This window comes from Pectobacterium zantedeschiae (assembly GCF_004137795.1).
Taxonomy (GTDB): Bacteria; Pseudomonadota; Gammaproteobacteria; order Enterobacterales; family Enterobacteriaceae; genus Pectobacterium; species Pectobacterium zantedeschiae.
The window spans coordinates 70,941-92,931 of record NZ_NWTM01000001.1 but is presented as its reverse complement, the minus strand read 5'-3'; the positions used below and the strand labels follow the sequence as shown (position 1 = coordinate 92,931).

At 50.1% G+C, this 21,991-nt stretch carries 20 protein-coding genes, 3 pseudogenes and 1 riboswitch; of the genes and pseudogenes, 14 read left to right on the top strand and 9 right to left on the bottom strand.

Features of this window, described 5'->3' with window-relative positions:
* Window positions 1-90 precede the first annotated feature (90 nt).
* The 3 genes from CLR69_RS00455 to yegS all read left to right on the top strand — a co-directional run bounded on the left by CLR69_RS00455 (window position 91) and on the right by yegS (window position 4,127).
* A complete protein-coding gene (locus CLR69_RS00455; RefSeq protein WP_129711958.1) occupies window positions 91-1,050 on the top strand; it encodes a glutathione S-transferase family protein in 960 nt (319 codons plus the stop codon).
* 194 nt (window positions 1,051-1,244) lie between these two features.
* The gene (trhP, locus tag CLR69_RS00450; protein WP_129711959.1) at window positions 1,245-2,606 is read left to right on the top strand and encodes a prephenate-dependent tRNA uridine(34) hydroxylase TrhP; all 1,362 of its coding nucleotides are present in this window, start codon (window positions 1,245-1,247) and stop codon (window positions 2,604-2,606) included.
* 621 nt (window positions 2,607-3,227) lie between these two features.
* Complete coding sequence (yegS, locus tag CLR69_RS00445; RefSeq protein ID WP_129711960.1) at window positions 3,228-4,127, top strand: lipid kinase YegS; 900 nt, start codon at window positions 3,228-3,230, stop codon at window positions 4,125-4,127.
* A gap of 13 nt (window positions 4,128-4,140) precedes the next feature.
* Here yegS and psiE read toward each other — a convergent pair whose 3' ends face one another.
* The 3 genes from psiE to thiM form a co-directional block, all read right to left on the bottom strand.
* Window positions 4,141-4,548, bottom strand: coding sequence for a phosphate-starvation-inducible protein PsiE (psiE, locus tag CLR69_RS00440; protein ID WP_129705105.1), 408 nt, complete (start codon window positions 4,546-4,548; stop codon window positions 4,141-4,143).
* Between the two features lie 199 nt (window positions 4,549-4,747).
* Entirely contained in the window at window positions 4,748-5,551 is an 804-nt protein-coding gene (gene thiD, locus CLR69_RS00435) for a bifunctional hydroxymethylpyrimidine kinase/phosphomethylpyrimidine kinase (protein ID WP_129705103.1), read from the bottom strand.
* Window positions 5,548-6,342: a hydroxyethylthiazole kinase gene (gene thiM / locus CLR69_RS00430; RefSeq protein ID WP_129711961.1), complete on the bottom strand. Its 795-nt coding sequence runs from the start codon at window positions 6,340-6,342 to the stop codon at window positions 5,548-5,550. Before thiM ends, thiD begins: the two co-directional genes overlap by 4 nt.
* A gap of 36 nt (window positions 6,343-6,378) precedes the next feature.
* Window positions 6,379-6,475, bottom strand: a riboswitch (TPP riboswitch).
* Window positions 6,476-6,629: 154 nt separating this feature from the next.
* Between thiM and ahr the strand changes: the two genes are divergently transcribed.
* From ahr to adhP, 3 genes are all read left to right on the top strand, one after another.
* Window positions 6,630-7,649, top strand: a complete 1,020-nt coding sequence (gene ahr, locus CLR69_RS00425) for an NADPH-dependent aldehyde reductase Ahr (RefSeq protein ID WP_129705098.1) — start codon at window positions 6,630-6,632, stop codon at window positions 7,647-7,649.
* A 153-nt stretch (window positions 7,650-7,802) separates the two neighbouring features.
* A complete protein-coding gene (locus CLR69_RS00420) occupies window positions 7,803-8,726 on the top strand; it encodes a GGDEF domain-containing protein (RefSeq protein ID WP_129711962.1) in 924 nt (307 codons plus the stop codon).
* A gap of 251 nt (window positions 8,727-8,977) precedes the next feature.
* Window positions 8,978-9,988, top strand: a complete 1,011-nt coding sequence (adhP, locus tag CLR69_RS00415; protein ID WP_129705094.1) for an alcohol dehydrogenase AdhP — start codon at window positions 8,978-8,980, stop codon at window positions 9,986-9,988.
* 53 nt (window positions 9,989-10,041) lie between these two features.
* On the opposite strand, the gene CLR69_RS00410 is transcribed toward adhP, so the two are convergent.
* The 3 genes from CLR69_RS00410 to CLR69_RS00400 all read right to left on the bottom strand — a co-directional run bounded on the left by CLR69_RS00410 (window position 10,042) and on the right by CLR69_RS00400 (window position 12,304).
* Window positions 10,042-10,860, bottom strand: a complete 819-nt coding sequence (locus CLR69_RS00410; protein WP_129711963.1) for a hypothetical protein — start codon at window positions 10,858-10,860, stop codon at window positions 10,042-10,044.
* Window positions 10,861-11,077: 217 nt separating this feature from the next.
* Window positions 11,078-11,845 (bottom strand): sulfite exporter TauE/SafE family protein, encoded by a 768-nt coding sequence (locus CLR69_RS00405; protein WP_242451509.1) that lies wholly within the window; start codon window positions 11,843-11,845, stop codon window positions 11,078-11,080.
* Between the two features lie 72 nt (window positions 11,846-11,917).
* Window positions 11,918-12,304: a VOC family protein gene (locus CLR69_RS00400; protein ID WP_129705090.1), complete on the bottom strand. Its 387-nt coding sequence runs from the start codon at window positions 12,302-12,304 to the stop codon at window positions 11,918-11,920.
* 211 nt (window positions 12,305-12,515) lie between these two features.
* On the opposite strand from CLR69_RS00400, the gene CLR69_RS00395 reads away from it, so the two are divergent.
* A complete protein-coding gene (locus CLR69_RS00395) occupies window positions 12,516-13,418 on the top strand; it encodes a LysR family transcriptional regulator (protein ID WP_129705088.1) in 903 nt (300 codons plus the stop codon).
* Window positions 13,419-13,434: 16 nt separating this feature from the next.
* Here CLR69_RS00395 and CLR69_RS00390 read toward each other — a convergent pair whose 3' ends face one another.
* A complete protein-coding gene (locus CLR69_RS00390) occupies window positions 13,435-14,211 on the bottom strand; it encodes a DUF3750 domain-containing protein (RefSeq protein ID WP_129705086.1) in 777 nt (258 codons plus the stop codon).
* A gap of 251 nt (window positions 14,212-14,462) precedes the next feature.
* Between CLR69_RS00390 and CLR69_RS00385 the strand changes: the two genes are divergently transcribed.
* The 5 genes and pseudogenes from CLR69_RS00385 (at window position 14,463) to CLR69_RS00365 (ending at window position 18,981) form a co-directional block, all read left to right on the top strand.
* The gene (locus tag CLR69_RS00385; RefSeq protein WP_129711964.1) at window positions 14,463-14,861 is read left to right on the top strand and encodes an ester cyclase; all 399 of its coding nucleotides are present in this window, start codon (window positions 14,463-14,465) and stop codon (window positions 14,859-14,861) included.
* Window positions 14,862-15,143: 282 nt separating this feature from the next.
* Window positions 15,144-16,274: a linear amide C-N hydrolase gene (locus tag CLR69_RS00380; protein ID WP_129711965.1), complete on the top strand. Its 1,131-nt coding sequence runs from the start codon at window positions 15,144-15,146 to the stop codon at window positions 16,272-16,274.
* Window positions 16,275-16,353: 79 nt separating this feature from the next.
* A pseudogene (locus CLR69_RS00375) lies at window positions 16,354-16,671 on the top strand (helix-turn-helix transcriptional regulator); the annotation flags it as partial.
* A 105-nt stretch (window positions 16,672-16,776) separates the two neighbouring features.
* Window positions 16,777-18,234 carry an SEL1-like repeat protein gene (locus CLR69_RS00370; RefSeq protein WP_129711966.1) on the top strand — a complete coding sequence of 486 codons (1,458 nt, stop codon included), beginning with the start codon at window positions 16,777-16,779 and terminating at the stop codon, window positions 18,232-18,234.
* Window positions 18,235-18,417: 183 nt separating this feature from the next.
* Entirely contained in the window at window positions 18,418-18,981 is a 564-nt protein-coding gene (locus CLR69_RS00365; protein ID WP_129711967.1) for a YcxB family protein, read from the top strand.
* A gap of 98 nt (window positions 18,982-19,079) precedes the next feature.
* Here CLR69_RS00365 and CLR69_RS00360 read toward each other — a convergent pair whose 3' ends face one another.
* The gene (locus CLR69_RS00360) at window positions 19,080-19,295 is read right to left on the bottom strand and encodes a helix-turn-helix domain-containing protein (RefSeq protein ID WP_010279992.1); all 216 of its coding nucleotides are present in this window, start codon (window positions 19,293-19,295) and stop codon (window positions 19,080-19,082) included.
* A 335-nt stretch (window positions 19,296-19,630) separates the two neighbouring features.
* Here CLR69_RS00360 and CLR69_RS23055 point away from each other — a divergent pair.
* Together CLR69_RS23055 and CLR69_RS00350 are read left to right on the top strand one after the other, a co-directional pair.
* Window positions 19,631-19,938 (top strand): annotated as a pseudogene (locus CLR69_RS23055) (type II toxin-antitoxin system RelE/ParE family toxin).
* 4 nt (window positions 19,939-19,942) lie between these two features.
* A pseudogene (locus CLR69_RS00350) lies at window positions 19,943-20,280 on the top strand (helix-turn-helix domain-containing transcriptional regulator).
* A gap of 104 nt (window positions 20,281-20,384) precedes the next feature.
* Here CLR69_RS00350 and guaA read toward each other — a convergent pair.
* Window positions 20,385-21,962: a glutamine-hydrolyzing GMP synthase gene (gene guaA, locus CLR69_RS00345; protein WP_129711968.1), complete on the bottom strand. Its 1,578-nt coding sequence runs from the start codon at window positions 21,960-21,962 to the stop codon at window positions 20,385-20,387.
* Window positions 21,963-21,991: the final 29 nt, after the last annotated feature.

The window sequence follows — 21,991 nt, the reverse complement described above, 5'->3', positions numbered from 1 at the left end:
AACAATTGATTGATTTGCAAAACAATTGCTCTTCAAAACAGTTGTCCTTCAAAAGGATGAGGCTTGAAAACAATAGACAGGGGAAAATATATGTCAGGCTTAGTGAATGGCAAATGGGTTAACGGTGATGTCGCGGCGGAAGAGATCAAAAACGGAGCATTCCACCGCGAAGAAACCAAATTTCGACAAACCGAGCTGGTGCCAGAAGCCGGTCGTTATCAGCTTTTTGTCTCCTATCTCTGCCCCTGGGCATCGCGCACGCTGATTTTCCGCAAGCTGAAAGGGCTGGAGAACATCATCTCGCTTTCCGTTGCCAACCCACGCATCGCCGATAACGGCTGGGAGTTTGCAACGCCGCAGGATGCTGGCGAACATGTCGGCGAGATTCACTATCTGCACCAGCTGTACACCGCTAGCGTCCCCGACTATACCGGAAAGGTATCCGTGCCCGTGCTGTGGGATCGGGTGGAAGGCCGTATCGTGAACAATGAATCGGCGGATATCATCCGTATGCTGAACAGCGAATTTAACGACCTGACTGGCAACCACCTCGATTTCTACCCATCGGAACTGCGCAGCGAGATCGACAGTTGGAACGAAACCGTGTACCACAACGTCAATAACGGCGTGTATAAGACCGGGTTTGCCAAAACGCAGGAACACTATAACGATGCGGTCACCACGCTCTTCACCACGCTGGACGAACTGGACGATCATTTGGGCAGACATCGCTATATGTTGGGCGACACGCTGACCGAAGCCGACTGGCGCCTGTTTGTAACGCTGGTACGCTTTGACGTGGCCTACCACGGCGCGTTCAAATGTAACCTGAAGCGTATTGCAGACTACCCGAATCTGTCGAATTACCTACGCGAACTGTATCAGTGGCCGGGTGTTGCAGAGACGGTGAATATCGACCACATCAAAGCCGGTTATTACGGCATTGCCTGGCTGAACCCAACGCAGATCGTACCGGTTGGCCCACAGGTCGATTTGTATCAGCCACATAACCGTGAAGCTCTCGGCACTTCCCGTATCGCCACGCGTTAATCCTTCTGGATCTGGCCTGCTCCGTTTATGGCAGGCCATTCCTTATTTAGGTCAAAAAATTGATTTACGTCAAACAATAGGCCCACGTTTCGTGTGTCGTCTACTGCAATTTCCCCCCATTAGCGCTAGAATCCTCCGCCTTTACTGTTCCCGCCGTGGAGCAGCCTGACTTGTGATCAGAATCGAGAGATACCATGTTTAAACCGGAACTGCTTTCTCCGGCCGGTACGCTGAAAAATATGCGTTACGCCTTTGCCTATGGCGCGGACGCTATTTATGCCGGTCAACCTCGCTACAGCCTGCGCGTGCGCAATAACGAATTCAACCATCAGACTCTGGCGCAAGCCATTAACGAAGCGCACGAGCTAGGCAAGAAATTCTACGTGGTCGTTAACATCGCGCCGCACAATGCCAAGCTGAAAACCTTCCTGCGTGACCTGCAACCCGTCATCGAAATGGGGCCGGATGCGCTGATCATGTCCGATCCAGGTTTGATCATGCTGGTGCGAGAAAACTTCCCACAGGTAGATATTCACCTTTCCGTTCAGGCCAACGCGGTCAACTGGGCGACGGTGAAATTCTGGCAGCAGATGGGGCTGACGCGAGTGATTCTATCGCGCGAACTGTCGCTGGAAGAGATTGCGGAAATCCGTCAAAACGTCCCGGATATGGAACTGGAGATCTTCGTTCACGGTGCGCTGTGCATGGCTTACTCAGGGCGTTGCCTGCTGTCCGGCTACATCAACAAACGCGATCCAAACCAAGGCACCTGCACCAACGCCTGCCGCTGGGAATATAAGGTTCAGGAAGGTAAAGAGGATGAGGTCGGGAACATCGTCCATCAGCACGAACCTATCGCGGTGAAAAACGTTGAACCTGCGCTGGGCATCGGCGAACCAACCGACAAAGTCTTTATGCTGGAAGAAAATCTGCGCCCCGGCGAATACATGAGCGCCTTTGAAGACGAGCACGGCACCTACATCATGAATTCCCGCGATCTGCGTGCGATCCAACACGTTGAACGCCTGACGCAAATGCAGGTGCATTCGCTGAAAATCGAAGGCCGCACCAAGTCATTCTATTATTGCGCCCGTACCGCACAGGTATATCGCCGCGCTATCGACGATGCTGTCGCGGGTAAACCATTCGACCCAACCTTGCTGGAAACGCTGGAAGGTCTGGCGCACCGTGGCTACACCGAAGGCTTCCTGCGTCGCCACGTGCATGAAGATTACCAGAACTATGACTACGGCTATTCCGTTTCCGATCGTCAGCAGTTTGTCGGTGAATTTACCGGCGTTCGTCGCGATGGGCTGGCAGAAGTCGAGGTGAAGAACAAGTTTTCCTGCGGCGACAGCGTGGAAATGATGACGCCAAACGGCAATATTCAATTCACGATCGAAGCGATGCAAAATGTCAAAGGGCAGCCGACCGAGGTTGCGCCGGGTAACGGTCATATCGTTTATCTGCCGGTGCCGGACGATGTTTCGCTGGACTACGCACTATTGCTGCGCAATCTGCCGGGCACCACCACGCGTAACCCTAACGCGGAATAAAACCGTCATATCGCCGGATGTACAGCCATCCGGCGATGCTCTCATAAAACAGCACTTCCTTACGATATCCCCCATCATCGCCCTTTCCCTACTACGAAGTCATGCCCTAACCGCCCGAGGGTATCGTTACAAAGCTCAGGGTTTTTTTAACGAATATTAGAAACAGATCACATCAATTCGCTGGACTTGTGGTTAATATTGCGTCGCTGAGAAAACATAGAACGAAAAATAAGCGTAGTGATACTACTAGGAACCACCTCCTTGGCCAGCTCAATCTCCCTTGAGCTGGCTTTTCTTTTTCTCTCGATCACGTATTTCCCACCGCAAATATACCCTAAATAATTCGAGTTTCAGGCATGCGGCAAGTGAGGGTCAAATTCGTCGAGAACGAATTTGACCAGCCGCTGGCTCGCCTCCGGTGAGAGACAGGATGTCTCTCATTTCATCCCGATGAGCTTACTCAGGTAAGTGATTCGGGTGACTAAGCGCTGCCAACGCACATGCAACTTGAAGTATGACGGGTATATTCACCGATTCTTCTGATGTCTACCTGCCGATTTAATGACTATGATTAACTGCAACGTTTCTGTATCAACCACATCGCAGCCAGAGAAAGACAACATGGAAAAAAATCCAATCACACTGCTGATTTTGAATGGAAAAAGTGCGGGTAACGAAGATCTTCGCGACGCTATTGGTGAGCTACGTAAGGACGGCTATACGCTGCATGTCCGCGTCACCTGGGAGTACGGCGATGCCAAACGCTATGTGGACGAGGCCATCCAACTTAATGCGGACAACGTGATCGCCGCGGGTGGTGATGGCACCGTTAATGAAGTTGCCGCAGCATTAGCGGTGCAGCCAGAAGAGGTTCGTCCGACCCTGGGAATTGTGCCGCTGGGTACGGCTAATGATTTTGCCACCAGTTGTCAGATTCCGATGGAGATGCACAACGCATTGACGCTGGCGATCAAAGGCCGAGCCACCGCCATTGATATTGCTAAAGTGAACGACAAACACTATTTCATCAATATGGCGACGGGCGGGTTTGCCACCCGTATTACCACGGAGACCCCCGCCAAGATGAAGGCTGCGCTGGGAAGTGCCTCTTACGTGCTACACGCACTCTTTCGTATGGACATGCTGCAAGCCGAGCGCTGTGAGATTCACGGGCCAGATTTCCACTGGTCGGGCGATACGCTGGTTATCGCAGTAGGAAATGGCCGTCAGGCCGGTGGTGGACAGGAGCTGTGCCCAGAAGCGCTGATCAACGATGGGCTACTGGAGCTGAGCGTGCTATCAGCAAAGGAGTTGCTGCCCAATATGCTTCAGGCCTGGTTTACCGGCAGCGAAAACCAGAACATGATTTCCGCTACCTTACCTTGGTTGGAGATTATCGCGCCAGACGATATGACATTTAATCTGGACGGCGAACCGCTCACCGCCAAACGCTTCCGCATTGAAGTGCTTCCCGCCGCAATTCACTGTCGGTTACCGCCGCAGTGCTCGCTACTGGAATAGCCGCGCGTTTTGATTATTCCCGCTTCAGGCGATTACTGTTTGCCAGGTACAGCGTCACCACCAGCAGCAGGATCGCCGCGGAATACACCAGCGTATCCGACGGGCTTTTGTGATCGACAATAATCAGACGAATAATAGCCGTGATGCCGATGTAGATAAAATAGCGCAGCGGGAAGTGATAGCCGGACTGAAAATACTTCACGATCAGCGCAATGAACTCAAAATACAGGAAATAGATCACGATGCCTTCTATCAGTTGATAGGAGGAATCTTTCTCGTTGGAGACCAGCAGCACCTTCGCCAGATGGAACGTTTCCTTGACTAAAAAAATCACCAGAATGGTCGCCAGCACCAGTAGGCCGATATTGAGTATCGTCTGAAGTGCCTTGGCAGCCATCGTACTGCGAGCAGAACCTGCCATATGTTATCCCCACATCCTATTTCACATTAACGCCAAGATTTCACAGCAAAGTAACCGGACACACGCGCACTGTCACGCCGAAATACGCTTAATTTAGTTTGAAATTACTGACAAATATGTCACGCAAAGTACAAGTCGATTTACTTATGCCCGTCATACCTCAAGCGATAGGAAAGCGGCAGCTCGAATGATTGAGGGCTCACCACCAGCGGTGGAAGTGATGAACGGGGCCGATTCCGTGCCCGACCTCCAGCGTATCGGCCTGCTGTAACGCCTGCTGTAAATATTCCTTCGCTGCGTTGACCGTCTCGCCCCAGCTATCGTAACGTGGCCGCAGCGCCGCCAGCGCGGCAGACAGCGTGCAGCCGGTACCGTGCGTATGGCGAGTATTAACACGCGGGGAACTAAAGCGCTGCGGCTCAGCCTGCCGACTGAACAGCCAGTCCGGGCTTTCCGCTTCACTAAGGTGACCACCTTTCATCAACACCGCCTGACAGCCCATCGCCAGTAACGCTTCCCCCTGCTCACGCATTTCCCGCTCGTTGGCGGCAGGCGACGTATTCAGCAACGCGGCAGCCTCCGGCAAGTTGGGCGTAATGAGAGAAACCAGCGGCAGCAGCTCACGGCGGATCGACTCTACCGCCTCCGGCGCAAGTAGCGGATCGCCACTTTTCGCCAACATCACAGTGTCCAGCACCACGAAAGGAACGGCGTAATGACGCAGACGCTCGGCAACAGTTTCGACAATATCGGTCTGCGCCAGCATACCAATCTTGGCGCTATCGATACGCACATCGCTCAGTACAGAATCCAACTGTGCCGCAACAAAATCCGGCTCAATCCGGTAGACCGACTGCACGCCACGCGTATTTTGCGCCACCAGCGCGGTAATGACCGACGTGCCGTAAGCACCCAGCGCAGAAAACGCTTTTAAATCCGCCTGAATCCCCGCGCCACCGCTCGGATCGGTGCCCGCAATCGTCAACGCATTGATACGTTTCATACCAGATCCTCCGCACGCAGGGTATAAAGCCGATCGAGAAAGTTGGGGATAAAGCTGCCCGTACCTTGCGACACCGAAGCCGCCTGCTGCCCTGCTAACGCCATGACATAGCACGCTGCCGCCACATGGGATAAGCGGTCACCTTCCAGAGAAGAAAATCCCGCGACCACCGCCGACAGCGCACAGCCCGTACCGACCACGCGTGTCATCATGCTATCGCCACCGGTGACCGCGATATCACGCTCACCGTCAGTGACATAATCCACAACGCCGGTCACCGCGACAATCGTCCCCACCTGCAGTGCCAACTCGCGCGCAGCAGGGAGCGCGGCAAGGGAATCATCGGCACTATCCACGCCCCGCCCTTGTGCGACTAACCCCGCAAGCGCCATGATTTCAGAGGCATTGCCGCGAATCGCTGCAGGCTTCCATGCCAGCAATTCTCGGCAAAATTCAGTACGAAAAGTTAACCCCCCAACGGCAACCGGATCGAGCACCCACGGCGTACCCGCCTGATGTGCGCTATTTACTGCCGCACGCATCGCATCGGCACGCGTGCGTTCCAGCGTACCGACATTAATCAGCAGCGCATCGGCAACTGCACTGAACTGCGCGGCTTCTTCAGCATCGATCACCATCGCAGGCGATGCGTTCAGCGCCAACAGCACGTTAGCAGTAAAAGATTGCACCACATCGTTGGTCAAGCAGTGGATCAGCGGTGAAGCAGAATGAAGTTGGGTGAGTGATGTTGCTGCCTGAGCGGCAGAAAAGTCGGCGGGTCGCATGTTCATAGGTCTCCCAACCGGCGTGGAAGAAGGCGGCAACCGGTAGGCATACCGTGACTTCCCTACGCTGGCATTATCCAGATCAGGTGGTACGGGTATTTCTCAGCCTTCACAAAGAAGGGCACCCCGAGTCATGTACTTAGACTTTGCAGCATAAGTAAGTGATTTCAGTAAAGCAAGCGCTTGCCCACTCCACGCAACACAAAATGAAAAACCACAGGCACGTTGTGACATAGAGAAAAATGCCATAACCCTTTAGACTGGTTAATCAAACCCATACTGAGGAAATTGTGATGACGATAATCAAGAGTTATGCCGCACCGGAAGCAGGCGCAGCGCTGGAGTTGTATGAGTTTGATGCGGGTGAGCTACAAGCGGAAGACGTCGAAGTCGTGGTTGATTACTGCGGCGTGTGCCATTCCGATCTCTCGATGATTGATAACGAATGGGGAATGTCGAGCTATCCGCTGGTTGCCGGGCATGAAGTGATTGGTCGTGTACACGCATTGGGTGACGCGGCAAAGAACAAAGGATTAAAGATTGGTCAGCGCGTCGGCATTGGCTGGACGGCACGCAGCTGTGGGCACTGCGATGCCTGTATCAGCGGCAGCCAAACCAACTGTCAGCAAGGCAGCGTGCCGACGATTCTGAATAAAGGCGGTTTTGCCGATAAGATTCGCGCGAACTGGCAGTGGGCTATCCCGCTTCCTGATTCCATTGATATCGAATCTGCGGGCCCGCTACTGTGCGGCGGCATCACCGTTTTCAAACCGCTGTTAATGCATCATGTCACTGCGACCAGCCGCGTCGGCGTTATCGGTATCGGCGGTCTGGGACATATCGCGATTAAGCTCCTGCACGCGATGGGATGTGAAGTCACAGCGTTCAGCTCAAACCCAGCCAAAGAACAGGAAGTGCTGGCGATGGGTGCCGATAAAGTCGTCAACAGCCGCGATCCGCAGGCGCTGACCGCGCTGGCAGGCCAGTTCGATCTCATCATTAACACCGTGAGCGTCGATCTGGAATGGCAACCCTATTTTAACGCGCTTGCCTATAACGGGAAGTTCCATACCGTCGGTGCAGTGATGAAGCCATTTAGCGTTCCAGCCTTTACGCTTATCGCAGGCGATCGCAGCGTTTCTGGTTCTTCTACTGGCTCGCCACATGAGCTACGTTCTCTGATGAAGCTTGCCGCGCGTGCCAGCGTGAAGCCACAGACAGAACTGTTCCCAATGTCGAAAATCAACGATGCCATCCAGCATGTGCGTGACGGCAAAGCCCGCTACCGCGTCGTGCTGAAAGCCGATTTTTAATGAATAAAGACGCCTGAGCGATCGGGCGTCTACTTTTTGTACATTTATCAGATTGTCGTCATTCTCTGGACCACACCGCTCAGCACCACGCTACTGAATGTATTCAACAGGTTTCATGATAGGATTGGAAAGTGATGCAAGAGGAGATCCACAATGCCTTTTAAAGAGTATGATCATGACTTCATTGATAGAAATAAAAAGGCGTCCTCGTCAATAAGGTTTGCCCTTTTATTATCCGTGTTAATCATTATATTTAATCTCCTGTTCTTCAAGCACCGCGACTTTCAGGAGCAATTGCACAATAACCCAGGGTCTTATACCGATTCGATCGCGCTGGTTTTTCTTTTTTTTATTTTGTCGTGTACCAGTAAGATCTCACTTAACCATACTTCAGCCTTATCCATTCGACTCGGACTGCATGTCTGGATATGCTCAGCCACGTTTGACTTCATGGATGAGTTTATCTATCAACCCAAACTGGTTGGATACTATGTGGAGGATATGCTGAGAATTATTGGTATGTTTGGCGTCGGATTCGGTGTCTATACCCTGATACAGCAAATCAACAATAAGTATGTCGAAGCCAGAATACAGTCATTCAGCGATGAACTCACACAGCTCCCTAATCGCCGGTTTTTTATTAACGAATTAAAAAAACTCGAAGCGAAAACACCCTACTTATTTATTATCGACATCGATAATTTCAAAGTCATCAATGACAAATATGGGCATACGAAAGGCGATGAAATACTCAGTAAGTTCGGCCATATTCTTTCCCGTTTCGACAACAGTGAAGTGGTCGCAACCCGAATAGGTGGCGAAGAGTTCGCGATTATTCTGTATGCCGGAACACAAGATCGAGCAGAGAAACTGGCAAGAGAAGTATTAAAAAACGCGAACAAAATCATTATTAAAAATATGCATCATCTTTCTGTCAGCATTGGGGCAGGTAAAAAACAGCGCCAAGAACCCACAGAACACTTTATGAAACGCGTGGATGTTGCTCTTTACCAAGCCAAAAATACCGGTAAAGGCAAAGTGGAATGGGCTCTGGAGCCGCAAGAAAAAACGCAGTAGCTCAACGTAACCTCATCCGATAACACGGCCGCACGGACGCGCCGCCTTCCTTAATCATCATAAAAACTACTACAAACCATATTCACGCCACAGCAACCCACTGATCGTAAAGCCGATCATTCTGTAACAAAATTAAACACTTCCTAATTAATCAACTCGCTGGCCAGCGTGTACTCTTTTATAGGTAGAACCAAAATACATTACCTCTACAACACATTACCCCTACAACACATTCAGTAAAAGGAAGACTAATGAAAGCAGCCATCGTTACAAAGGATCATTCCGTTGAGATTCAGGACAAAAAACTACGCCCTCTCCAGCACGGTGAAGCTCTGCTAAAAATGGAATGCTGTGGCGTGTGCCACACCGACCTGCACGTCAAAGACGGTGATTTTGGTGATGTTACCGGCATCACCCTCGGCCATGAAGGTATCGGTATCGTTAAAGAAGTCGGCCCAGGTGTGACATCGCTAAAACTCGGCGATCGCGCCAGTGTAGCCTGGTTCTATCAGGGCTGTGGCCACTGCGAATATTGTAATAGCGGTAACGAAACCCTGTGTCGCACGGTGCAAAACGCAGGCTACTCCGTCGATGGTGGAATGGCAGAAGAGTGCATCGTCGTTGCCGATTACGCGGTAAAAGTGCCAGACGGTCTGGATTCTGCCGCAGCCAGCAGCATTACCTGCGCTGGCGTGACGACGTACAAAGCAGTGAAAGTCTCGCAAATCAAGCCTGGACAGTGGATCGCCATTTATGGTCTGGGTGGATTGGGTAACCTGGCACTGCAATATGCTAAAAATGTCTTTAATGCGAAAGTCATTGCGATTGATGTGAACGACGCGCAATTGGCCTTTGCCAAAGAAGTAGGGGCAGATCTGGTCATCAATCCTGCCAAAGAAGATGCCGCCAAGATCATTCAGGAAAAAGTCGGTGGCGCACATGCGGCCGTGGTCACCGCCGTTGCCCGTGCGGCATTTAACTCTGCTGTCGATTCTGTACGTGCAGGTGGGCGCATTGTTGCTGTCGGCCTGCCGCCGGAATCGATGGATCTGAATATTCCGCGCCTGGTGCTGGATGGTATTCAGGTATTGGGTTCTCTGGTCGGCACGCGTGAAGATCTGAAAGAAGCGTTCCAATTTGCGGCAGAAGGGAAAGTAAAACCGAAAGTGACCCGCCGTCCCCTGAAAGACATCAACGCCATTTTCGCTGAAATGAAAGGCGGGAAAATAACAGGCCGTATGGTGATCGACCTGTCAATGTAAGCCGCGATTTGCTGATATAAAACGGGATAGCACTGCGGCTATCCCTTTATATTTTAGCTAAGCGTTTGTGTATTACCGGGGCACACGAGCTGCTTACTTTTAATATGGTAAACCTCGACATCAGGACGCGTGAAAAAGGCGATTTCCCATGGGTTCTTGGTGACAAATTCATGGCGCACTTTTTCATAGAGCGGATTGTCGCGCGCGATAATAAACGCGTCCCCTTCAATAATGGTGTAGTTCCATTCAATTGCCCGCTCGAAGGTATAATGGCTGCGCTCATCCATCGCAAAAAAGCAGTGCGGATTACGTTTGAGTAGTTGAGATTTAAAGGTTTCAGGGAACGTAATCAGGAAGATATCGTTATCTACGGATGAGAGGAACGCCAACACCGTGGTATGCGGCTGTTCGGCAGCCATGGTGATTAACACACCGACCTTGTTGGAGAAATCCTGCTTTTCCGTTGGCGGAAAATCTACCATCGGCGTCAGAGGCACCGGCATTGACGGGCGATCGTCTTGTGGAAACTGATAGCCCGGCTCACGGATGTCCAGTACAGGCGTGAAACCATGTAAAAGCTGGCATTCTCTCGGTTCCAGTACCACCCAATCGCCTTCGCTTGCTATCACTCGTCCTTTGTAAGAGGCGCGATAAACCTGAATATTGGCATCAAACTCATCAACCCCAGAGCGATTATCAAGGTGAATGGTTGCCAGATCGCCAACGACAAACTCATGTCCGTGCGGGAAAAAAACGCGCAGGCTGTTATCTGCATTGGGATAGACACCGCAAATATGGATGACCATCCCCCCCTGCTTATAACCAGCCAGTACACCGAGAGTTTGCTTTCCTAGATAGCTCACGAGACTCATACATCACGCCTTATTCAGATTGGGCTTCAGAGAGGACACCGACCGTGCTTCGTTAGGTCCGTTCTAACAACGGTCAGGAATCTGAGAAAAACCATCAGTCTGGCCGCATGACTTCCTACCTATCAACGGAGAAAGCGCTGAAAACTTTAGGCTGAATGCCTATCTATTTAAAGGAATAAATAGGAATTAGCAGCGATAGATATGGCGTCCCCCTCCGTTATTTAAGCACCAGCATGGTGATCCCCACGCCGACCAGCACCAGACAAAAGGCACCTCGCAAATAAACGACGGGCAACTTATGAGCAACCGCAACGCCCCAGGACACACTGACAATGCCCCCCAACGCCAACGGAAAACCGATACTCCAGTCAACGTTCCCCGCCTGCGAATAGGAAAGCAGCGCCGCCAGTGCGCCCGGCACCACCAGGATCAGCGCCATACCCTGCGCCTGCGTTTGTGCAAAGGCAAATAACGTAACCAACACTGGCACAACAACCAGGCCACCGCCGACGGTAAAAATACCGGACATAAACCCACTCGCTACGCCAAGCAGCGGCAGATATTTGGTCGACAGTACCCTCTCCGGCGTTTGACTGCGTTTTTTGTTATACCACTGCCACATATAGTACGCCGCCAGCACCAGCAGGAAAATGGCAAACGCACGCTGAAGGTTATGCACATCAATCGATGAGGCAAGGTGGGCGGAAAAATAGGCAGATCCCGTAGCGAATGCACACATCGTCAGTGCCATCCTCGTATCAATACGGTTACGCTGGCGATAGCGTAGAAAACCAATCAGTACATTGGGCGTAATCATCACCAACGCCGTTCCCTGCGCCATGTGCTGATCCATCCCAAAGAGTACGCCCAGAATCGGAATCGCGATAATCCCTCCGCCAATCCCCAACATTCCTCCACAAAATCCCAGCCCGACGCCCAAAAGCAAACACAACAAAATATCGCTGAACATCATTAAGCTAAACATAAAAGTGCATGACCTATAAATAACAAGACAATCTGGAGAACCGCGTTTCAGGCTGGTAGACAGACGATGGTTTTAGGATAAATATTCCGCGATTTCAATGAGATTCAGATCGGGATCGCGCAGATAAATAGAACGGATTGACTGCGTTGCGCCAGTGCGCATCACCGGTCCTTCAGTAATTGGCCAGCGGCAGTGCGCCAGATGCGCGATAACCTGCTCTAACGGCACCGATGCAATAAAGCACAAATCGAGCGCCCCCGGTACAGGCAGATGCGCCTTTGGCTCATGCTCGGCTCCGCGCAGGTGCACATTAATTTTCTGGTGGCCAAAATGAAAAGCGACGCGCCCGTTTGCAAACGTTTCTTCCCGCATTTGCAGCACCTCAACATAAAAATGCCGGGTCGCCGCCAGATCAACGCAGGTCAATACAAGGTGATCAACATGATCGATAAATGGCATTTACAAGATCCCTCTGACATCAGACATCTCACATCCTAGGAGTAACGAGGTCTTTTGATAATCACTGAATCGTCAATGACCCTTTCCTTTCAGGAAAACCTCCCGCTGTGATAGAGTTAGCGTGCCATAAGAAAAGTGACAACACGCTGCTCTGCATCAATACACCGGTCACTGAGGTGTTTTTCAAACCACCTAGGAAGCTCACACAATCATGATTAATCCTGCGCATTTTGACCTCCAGTCGCTCCGCATCTTTTTACAGGTTGCTCAGACGGGCAGCCTGACCAAAGCCGCAGAAAAATTTCACATCACGCTTTCGGCCTTGAGTAAACGTATCGCCGAGCTAGAGCGAACCGTGGACTGTGCGCTGTTTATCAGAATGCCGCGCGGCCTGACGCTCACTCCCGCGGGTAAGGAATTAGTTAATCTCGCGGGCAATGTATTGAGCAACGTGGAGCGCATGGCGAGCGAAATGAATGACTACGCCGTTGGTGTGCGAGGCCACGTGCACATGTGGGCAAATACTTCAGCGATTATTCAGTTTCTTCCGCAGGATCTGGCGTCGTTCCTTCTGACACGACCGCTCATTCGTATTAACCTGGAGGAAAAGCTCAGTAAAACGGTGGTAACAGCGCTGGCGATGGGTGAAGCCGATATCGGCATCTTCGTGGACAATGTCGGCTCACAGGGGGTCGAGAAGATTCCTTACCGTAAGGACAAGCTTGTCGTACTCGTTCCCCCCCAGCACCCACTTTCCGCCCTGTCAGACGTGAGTTTTAACGACACATTGGGCTACGATTACGTCGGCCTGAATAGCGGTAGTTCTTTGCTGAAACAGCTGAAAGACGCTTCGGACGAACTGGGAAGAGTGCTGCGACTGCGCGTACAGGTCAGCAGCTTTGACGGGATTTGCCGCATGATAGAGGCAGGACTGGGGATCAGCGTTTTGCCGGAAGGCGCGATTCGCCCAGAAGTGCTTGGCACTGGGTTACGTGCCATTAATCTCACCGATGAGTGGGCTTCACGCCAGCTCTGGCTAGGCGTGAAATCCGGCGCGATCCTGCAACCCGAAGTCACCAATCTGCTGACGCATCTGCGACAATGCGGGGCATAAAGGTGAAACTAAGCCCTTAGCCTTCTTCATCACTGCTCGTTTTTTCATAGCCGAGGCGGCCAATAAAAGGTAAACGCAGCGCGGGCGGGTTGATGTCCACGCCCATATTCAGCCCCAGAATATTGGCTTCAATCCCCTCTTCAACGCCCATCGTAATACCCAGTACGCCCAAGAGTGAAATCTGCACACCACTCCCCGATGGCGACAGCCCAACCGGTCGCGTTATCGGGCGGTAATCTTTACCAATCGCATTGGCAGGCATATCCAGCTTGAGCGCGGGCACTTCCCGGCCAATGTGTGCCAGAAACGTATTGCTATTCGGCCCCGGCCAGGCGTGGTAGGTGTTCGGCCACGGATAGCTTTTAATGGCGGCCTCAATCTGCGGGATCATGGCTTCCGCCTTGTCACCACGGTGCTCCACCAGCAGCTTCGGCATCGCCCCATACCAGTAAGCATCAGCCGCTGAACGGTTCAGACGGACGACGTTATCGCTTCCCCAGCTTACAACCTCATAGCGGCGATACTGGGTTTCCCCCGCTTTCTTGAAGATGATCCACGGATGTACCGCCACCAGCCCACGCCAACCGTAAGTTGGTGCCACATAAACCTGTACGATAGCAGTTTGGCGGAATTGCACAGGGTTCGGCGCTAGCCCAGAAGAATCGCGTTTGGCAGACCACCAGGTTTGTCCACTAAATGTCTCGCCGTTGCGCGTCGACTGCGCCCAACTTTGCCAAAAAGACAGCAACAGCACACAAATAAACCCAATCCCCAAGAATTTGAGGTACGTCATAGGCCAGATAGCTCACTGAAAAGGGATGGAACGGAATCGATGCACATGCAGGTAAGTACCCGCAGTGAAGATCGGTAAAAATCATTCCATCAGTTTACTGCCTGTTAGCGGTAAGGTTAAAGCATTGGGTGAAACCTTGACCTATTTTTACGTTGTATGGAGGTGACAGGCGAAATTCTTCCTTTTATCCAGACCGCATGCCACATTCTACAGCGGAATATTCGATACTAAACACACTAAGGAACAACGACATGAACGATAACACGTCTCTGGCAGCCGCTTTCTATCGGGCCTTCAATACCAATGACAGTGAGGCTTTCGACCGCCTGCTAGCGAGCGATTGGATCAATCACCCTGCCGATCCCGGTCAGCCTAATACACCAGCAGGGTTTAAACGTGCAGTGGCGCATACACATGCGGCTTTTGAAGGCTTTCATATCAATATCGAAGCCGTGGTTTCCGAGAACGATCTGATAGTTTGCAGGATTACGATGAGTGGTCGACACATTGGTGATTTCGACCGCTGGAAAGCCTCCGGTCAGCAGGTACATTTCTCTGGTATGGATATGCACCGTATTGAGGGAGGCCGCATCAGCGAAACCTGGCACTTTGAAAACTTTGATGGATTAAAAACAGAAGAAACTGCCTGACTGGGTGTATCTGGCATCCCCGGTGGCTTGAGTAAAATCAAGTGTTATCGGGGAGTCCCATAATTTTTTATCACGTGATGAAAATTTCCATCTCCGAAAGCACCGTAATACGGTGTAAAACCTTACCAAGAGAATAATATATTTACGAAATACAATTATTAAACAATCAACAAATACGCTTCAGTTTATTTTTATTTTTTAACGCCATTAAAAAATCACTGACTATAATAAATCTGCGAATTCAATTAACAACACATCTCTGGTAGAAAGTGGAGAAATTAGATGATAAAAAATAATAAGCGTATTAAGCCTATGGTATGTGCATTATCATTGGTCGCATTAACGCTAGGCTCAGCGGTTTCGCTCGCCTGTACGCGATTCGTTTATAAAGACATCAATAATCCTGATTACCCTATTACCGCCCGCTCAATGGACTGGGCCGAGGATACCCATACTAATCTCTGGATTTTCCCACGAGAATTAAAGCGTTCTGGTGCCGCTGGCCAGTATTCTCTGGAATGGACATCAAAATACGGCAGTGTTATTGCCTCTGCTTTTGATGGCGACGAGCTCATGGCTTCGACGACCGATGGAGTTAATGAGAAAGGGTTAGCGGCTAACGTACTCTGGTTGGCAGAATCCAAATATCCTGAGACCCAACCGACCGCAGAAAAGCCAGGTTTAAGCATCGCCGCATGGGCACAATACGTATTGGATAATTTTGCTACCGTTGATGAAGCCGTGAAATCGCTACAACAGGAAAAATTTATACTGGTCACAAAAAAATTACCGCATCAGGATAGAAAGGCGACGCTTCACCTTTCCTTATCCGATTCCTCTGGTGACAGTGCCATCATTGAATACATCGACGGTAAACAGGTCATTCATCATGATCCAAAATATCAGGTAATGACCAATTCTCCGACTTTCGATCAGCAGTTGACGCTGAATGACTATTGGGATCAGATAGGTGGCAATGTGATGCTGCCGGGAACAAACCGTGCCGCCGACCGCTTTGTTCGCGCTTCATTTTATGTGAAAAATGTTGATCCAAATAAACCAGAAGAAAAAAAATCAGAAAAAACAAAAATAGAAAAAGATAAAGCGGACTTGGCCGCCGCGTTCAGCATTATACGTAATGCATCCGTTCCATATGGTTATTCCTTACCGGGTATGCCAAACATTGCCTCAACGCGCTGGCGCACGGTCATCGATCATAAATCGCTGCAGTACTTTTTTGAATCTGCCGTCTCCCCCAATATTTTTTGGGTTGATTTGAAAAAAATCGACTTTGCTCCGCGTGGAGATAACGCCAGCAAATTAGATTTAGGACCAAACCAAAGCACTATTTATTCTGGTCAAGCCTCAGAACATTTTAAACCGGCTACGCCATTTAAATTTGCGGGGCTATAACCAACAATATTATTTTACGATATTGTTTTTATTCCACGATAATATTAAAGCGCCAGTAAGCTATGGCGCTTTCTTGTAAGACCCTCCCATCACCGCAGAAGAATTAGCCAGCGCTCTGAATCTCTGTACCTAAATGCGCCATAGCAGGTTCAAATCACTCACGACAGCAAGCCCGAAAAACGTTATTACCCGCGTCAGGATCGAAATGGCCTGCCTGCTGCTTGAAAACCCGATGACCAATATCAAGCAGGTTGCCGCCGAATGCGGTTACAGTGAAGACACCGCCTTCAGACGCGCCTTTCCCCAGCAGATGGAGATGACGCCAACCCAGTTCAGAAAATGGGCGCTGTTGAGGAATAATAAACCGCGCGCGTTGGATAATGAGGAGGATGGTTAAGGCGATGGTGATGAAAGACACGGCTTAGGGTAAACCACCAGCTTGATCGACACCTTTGCTACACATTGCTATTCACCCTGGGAATGCATTAAGGAAATAGAACCGATGATAAGGAAAACCGTTATTGCCATGCTGCTAGGCCTGTCGGCGGCATCCATCAGTCAGGCAAATGACAAGGTAGATACACTCTACGAACGTATCACGCAGCAGGATGCTACTGCATTAACCGCATTGACGGCATTAGCAAAAGACAACGACCCGCAGGCATTGAGTACGCTAGGGTTCATCTATGAATACGGCATCACCGTCCCGCAAAATACCACGCAAGCGCGCCAGTATTATCAGCAGGCCTGTGAAATAGATGGCAATTTTGGCTGCTACAACATCTGGTATTTTTATCAATATGGCAAAGGTGTCGCACAGGATAAAGCACGCGCCAAACAGTTCGCAGACAAAATGCATCGCGCCGATCTCAAAATACCGCCTGATGTAATAGAGAACGTCATCGATTACCTGTATAGCGCAAAAGCCAATATCGATAGCGATATATCACAGCGTTCCAGATTAATTTATGCCGCCAAAAGGTACCTCACCAGCGGCGATGAAGAGACACAACGTTTCTTTACCCGTATCGGCTTTAGCAAGCGGGATGTTCTACGGCTGGCAATATTTTGGGCAAAAGATGGCGATCCAGAAATGAATTTCCTGGTCGGTTATTTCTATAATTTTGGCTATGCCGGTATCAAAAATGAGAATATTGAAGCCCTTAAATGGTTCCGTATCGCTGCCGAAGGTGGTCACCCAGAAGCACAAAATATTCTTGGGTCGGTATACGAGAAAGGACGCTGGGGTATTTATGCGGATGGAGCAGAAGCTGAAAAATGGTATGAACTGGCAGCAAAACAAGGCAATGACAACGCACTGATGAATCTGGGGAAAATGTATTACGACGGCGTACTCATCAAGGGCGACTACCGTAAGGCCTATGTATTATTTGAGCAGGCCTATAAAAATGACGTGACCAGTGCCAGCAGATATTTGTCCCAGATGTATTACAGCGGACAGTACGTTGATGTGGATTGTCATCAAGCAAAAAAATACGAAGGAAGTGCAGATAGCCATTATTTTCGCCAATGTGAAAAAGATAAGCGCGAGAGAAAAGCAACGCGCGATGTCTTGCCGATTTTAACGTTAAAACATGAATCGAGCCCATTCGGTGGAGATAATAATCCCTATAAATGCGAGCTTAATTTCTCTATCAATACGAATAAATTAGGCGAAGTCGCCAATTTTCGCGCCACGCTACAACTCAAAAACAGTGAAGGCTCGTCAGCTGAACAGACGCTCGCTTTCCCACCTTTTGGGGTGAGTAGCCTTGATGCCGGAATGATTGGAGAAAAATTTATTTTTTCCCAGGAATCGGCTCTTCTCCCACAGTACAAACCCGATTTTTGCCAGTTCAGCGATCTGAAATTTCAGGTCATCTCCGCGACCGCCACGATTAACGGCGAGGAGGTGGATGTGCTTAAAGTAGGAATATTGAAGCAACAGGAAAAGCGTTAACACTCACGTGTGACTGCTTGATTTTCCATACTGATAGCCCAGAACGCTGGGCTATTTAATCTTTCAGCGCATTCACCAACGTGGCTACAGCATGTACGAATGCTCAGGAAAAAATTAGGAAAAACCTCTGTATAGTATCCACGATGTGAATATAATGTGTTATGGACAACAGAGGTCGAAAAAATGGAAACAGACAATAAAGAATTTATTATTCATCAGACATTAACACAAAGCGACTACGAAAGGGGTATTAGGTCGATATCCAACTGGAACGAAAAGAGACAGAGTTATAAACACAGGGTAATTAATTCCCTGTCAATGCTTTCATTTGTTTTATTACTTTTATCGCTCTTTATATTACTGGCGATCATTTTCTTATCCAGCGAACGTGAAGCCCACCCGATTATAAAGTTATTTTCTTATCTTACGGCTTCACTAGCCGTACTTTCCACTTTACTTTCATTACCCACCAGAAAAATAAAAAGCTACCCTCCAGGGATATTTCCAGTAGAGGTAAAAATAATAATAAACAATGATGGCATCTACGGGGAAACGGAAAGTTCACACAGCCATTACAAATGGCATGCTATTTCTCACCTCCATAAAATCGATGACTATTTATTTTTAATCATTGATAATATGACTGCAATCCCTATTTCGCTTAGTAATTTTCCTGATAAACAAGAAGCTGAGTCACTCATTCTTTTTATTGAAGAAAGAATGGGGAACCCAAAAGCGACGCCATAGCGGTGGTCTCTGCATGATTCTACCATCAGGTAGAATCATATAAATAAAGTGCCAGTAAACTATGGCGTTTTCTTGTTTATGTCCCCTACTCCCTGTCCTCATTTCACGCCTGAATAACGCGACGGCCAAATCTCTTCCGGCCTTTTCCCCATCGCTTCGGCAATCAGCCGTTCACCTTTCGGCCAGTGTCTGGTGAGCGCATTCGCCAGCGTGGATGACGCCAGCCCCGCCGCTCTGGAAACTGCCGCTAGCGTCGTCCCTTTCTTCCGTAATCCCGCGATGATATCCGCCGGGTGCCAGTCAGTGTGATTCATTCCATTTCCCTCCACCTATCAAAAACCATTTTGATTTCCGTGTGGATAGGATCGCGTTTTGTAATGAGTAAGACCACGGACGATGAGTCACATATTTCGAGCATTATGATGCTGACTATCTATTTATGTGAATAGCGACAAAAGTTTCGTGCGTGTTAACTACCGCTCCAATCTGTGATGTCATCACACGCCCGACAAGGCGCGCTCAATCGCCGCTGCGCCTTGACCACTGGCTTTTCGGCGCTAGTTGCGTCGCTACGCGATACCTTCGGCATTCGTGACCGTTATTCGGACCGCCAGTGACGCGTTCCCGACGCGGCACTGGCTTTCGCCGCATCCATGCGGCTCATCCGACGGCCACGATCGCCTCAGCGCAATTTTTTACGCCGAGAGGGAAAGATCCTCGCGCTGCTTCAAAAGTAGATATCCGAATAGACCGTGCAGAAAAGGGAAATTTCGGCGACCATAAATTTGAAAGAGACGGTGTCTGGGAGCTTAGAATTGATTATGGCCTTGGCTATCGAGTGTATTATGCGACAAGAGTGATAAGATGATTTTGCTCTTCATCGGTGGCGATAAATCAAGCCAAAGCAAAGATTTAGATAAAGCAGTGCAATACTGGCGGGATTATCAAAAGAGGTAACATCATGGCAATCATCACCCAATCCACTACATTCGAAAAAGCCATTAGCCACGATGATGCAATGGTTGCGGAACTACGAGAAAACCCTGAATACGCAGAAATATACCTCCAAACAGCACTAGAGGATATTTATGAGGAAGGTGGCATCGCTGCATTCCTGACAGCATTACGCCGTGTTGTTGAAGCGCGTGGCGGAGTGGGTGAAATAGCCAAAAAATCGGGACTGTCTGTCAGCAACTGTACAGAACACTGTCTGAAAATTGCAATCCAACCCTAATAACACTCACTGAAATCACCAGAGCCGCAGGCGTTCAGCTTATTCCCAATGCTCACAATAATTAAAAATATCAGTAACTCAATCACGTAGAAATACGTAGTCAGACGTAAAAAAACCCGCAGTTACGCGGGTTTTTGCTGTTTAGTACAAATGCTATTTAGACGCAGGTTTATTCCCACTCAATCGTTGCCGGTGGCTTACCTGATACGTCATAAACAACGCGGGAGATGCCGTCGACTTCGTTGATGATGCGATTGGATACGCGGCCCAAGAAATCGTATGGCAGGTGTGCCCAGTGCGCGGTCATAAAGTCGATGGTTTCTACCGCACGCAGCGAGACAACCCAATCGTATTTACGACCATCGCCCATCACGCCTACGGAACGAACGGGCAGGAAGACGGTGAATGCCTGACTGACTTTGTTGTACAGGTCGGCTTTGTGCAATTCTTCAATGAAGATCGCATCTGCACGACGCAACAGGTCACAGTATTCTTTCTTCACTTCACCCAGCACGCGCACGCCCAGACCCGGGCCTGGGAACGGATGGCGGTACAGCATGTTGTACGGCAGACCCAATTCCAGACCGATCTTGCGCACTTCGTCTTTGAACAGCTCTTTCAGCGGCTCTACCAGACCCAGCTTCATCTCTTTCGGCAGGCCACCCACGTTGTGGTGTGACTTGATCACGTGCGCTTTACCTGTCGCAGACGCCGCAGACTCGATGACGTCTGGGTAGATGGTGCCTTGCGCCAGCCATTTCACGTCCGTTTGTTTGTTGGCTTCTTCATCGAATACTTCAACAAACACACGGCCGATGATTTTACGCTTGGCTTCAGGATCGTTTTCGCCAGCCAGCTCGTTCAGGAAGCGGTCTTCCGCGGCCACATGCACAATGTTCAGGCCGAAATGGTCGCCGAACATTTCCAGAACCTGATCGGCTTCGTTCAAACGCAGCAGGCCGTTATCGACAAACACGCAGGTCAAACGGTCGCCAATAGCGCGGTGCAGCAGCATCGCGGTAACGGAAGAATCCACGCCGCCAGACAGGCCCAGAATCACCTGGTCGTTACCCACCTGCTCACGAATACGGTTCACCGCATCGTCGATAATTTTGGCGGGTGTCCACAGTGCTTCACACTGGCAGATGTCACGAACAAAACGCTCCAGCATGCGCTGGCCCTGACGGGTGTGCGTCACTTCCGGGTGGAACTGCACGCCGTAAAAACGTTTTTCTTCGTTTGCCATGATGGCAAACGGACAAGTATCCGTACTGGCAACGGTCTCAAACCCTTCAGGGATCGCCGTCACTTTGTCGCCGTGGCTCATCCAGACATCCAGCAGCGGCGCGCCCGTGGCGCTCAACGAATCCTGAATATCACGCACCAGCGCGCTATCCGTTTTAACTTCTACCTGCGCATAACCAAACTCACGCTCGTTGGAACCTTCAACGTGACCACCCAACTGCATCGCCATCGTCTGCATGCCGTAGCACACGCCTAATACCGGTACGCCAGCATTGAAAACGTATTCTGGCGCGCGTGGGCTGCCAAACTCGGTGGTGCTTTCCGGGCCACCAGACAGGATGATCCCGTTCGGATTAAATCCGCGAATCTGCGCTTCCGTGACATCCCATGCCCACAGTTCACAGTAAACGCCCAGTTCACGCACGCGACGTGCAACCAACTGCGTGTACTGCGAGCCGAAATCCAGAATAAGAATACGGTGTTGATGAATGTTTTGCGTCATGAGGAGCATGTTCCAAAAAGCTAAAAAAT

Coding starts and splice junctions, on each gene's coding strand:
- CLR69_RS00455 (WP_129711958.1), top strand. CDS start 91: ATGTCAGGCTTAGTGAATGGCAAATGGGTTAACGGTGATGTCGCGGCG.
- trhP (WP_129711959.1), top strand. CDS start 1,245: ATGTTTAAACCGGAACTGCTTTCTCCGGCCGGTACGCTGAAAAATATG.
- yegS (WP_129711960.1), top strand. CDS start 3,228: ATGGAAAAAAATCCAATCACACTGCTGATTTTGAATGGAAAAAGTGCG.
- psiE (WP_129705105.1), bottom strand. CDS start 4,548: ATGGCAGGTTCTGCTCGCAGTACGATGGCTGCCAAGGCACTTCAGACG.
- thiD (WP_129705103.1), bottom strand. CDS start 5,551: ATGAAACGTATCAATGCGTTGACGATTGCGGGCACCGATCCGAGCGGT.
- thiM (WP_129711961.1), bottom strand. CDS start 6,342: ATGAACATGCGACCCGCCGACTTTTCTGCCGCTCAGGCAGCAACATCA.
- ahr (WP_129705098.1), top strand. CDS start 6,630: ATGACGATAATCAAGAGTTATGCCGCACCGGAAGCAGGCGCAGCGCTG.
- CLR69_RS00420 (WP_129711962.1), top strand. CDS start 7,803: ATGCCTTTTAAAGAGTATGATCATGACTTCATTGATAGAAATAAAAAG.
- adhP (WP_129705094.1), top strand. CDS start 8,978: ATGAAAGCAGCCATCGTTACAAAGGATCATTCCGTTGAGATTCAGGAC.
- CLR69_RS00410 (WP_129711963.1), bottom strand. CDS start 10,860: ATGAGTCTCGTGAGCTATCTAGGAAAGCAAACTCTCGGTGTACTGGCT.
- CLR69_RS00405 (WP_242451509.1), bottom strand. CDS start 11,845: ATGTTTAGCTTAATGATGTTCAGCGATATTTTGTTGTGTTTGCTTTTG.
- CLR69_RS00400 (WP_129705090.1), bottom strand. CDS start 12,304: ATGCCATTTATCGATCATGTTGATCACCTTGTATTGACCTGCGTTGAT.
- CLR69_RS00395 (WP_129705088.1), top strand. CDS start 12,516: ATGATTAATCCTGCGCATTTTGACCTCCAGTCGCTCCGCATCTTTTTA.
- CLR69_RS00390 (WP_129705086.1), bottom strand. CDS start 14,211: ATGACGTACCTCAAATTCTTGGGGATTGGGTTTATTTGTGTGCTGTTG.
- CLR69_RS00385 (WP_129711964.1), top strand. CDS start 14,463: ATGAACGATAACACGTCTCTGGCAGCCGCTTTCTATCGGGCCTTCAAT.
- CLR69_RS00380 (WP_129711965.1), top strand. CDS start 15,144: ATGATAAAAAATAATAAGCGTATTAAGCCTATGGTATGTGCATTATCA.
- CLR69_RS00370 (WP_129711966.1), top strand. CDS start 16,777: ATGATAAGGAAAACCGTTATTGCCATGCTGCTAGGCCTGTCGGCGGCA.
- CLR69_RS00365 (WP_129711967.1), top strand. CDS start 18,418: ATGGAAACAGACAATAAAGAATTTATTATTCATCAGACATTAACACAA.
- CLR69_RS00360 (WP_010279992.1), bottom strand. CDS start 19,295: ATGAATCACACTGACTGGCACCCGGCGGATATCATCGCGGGATTACGG.
- guaA (WP_129711968.1), bottom strand. CDS start 21,962: ATGACGCAAAACATTCATCAACACCGTATTCTTATTCTGGATTTCGGC.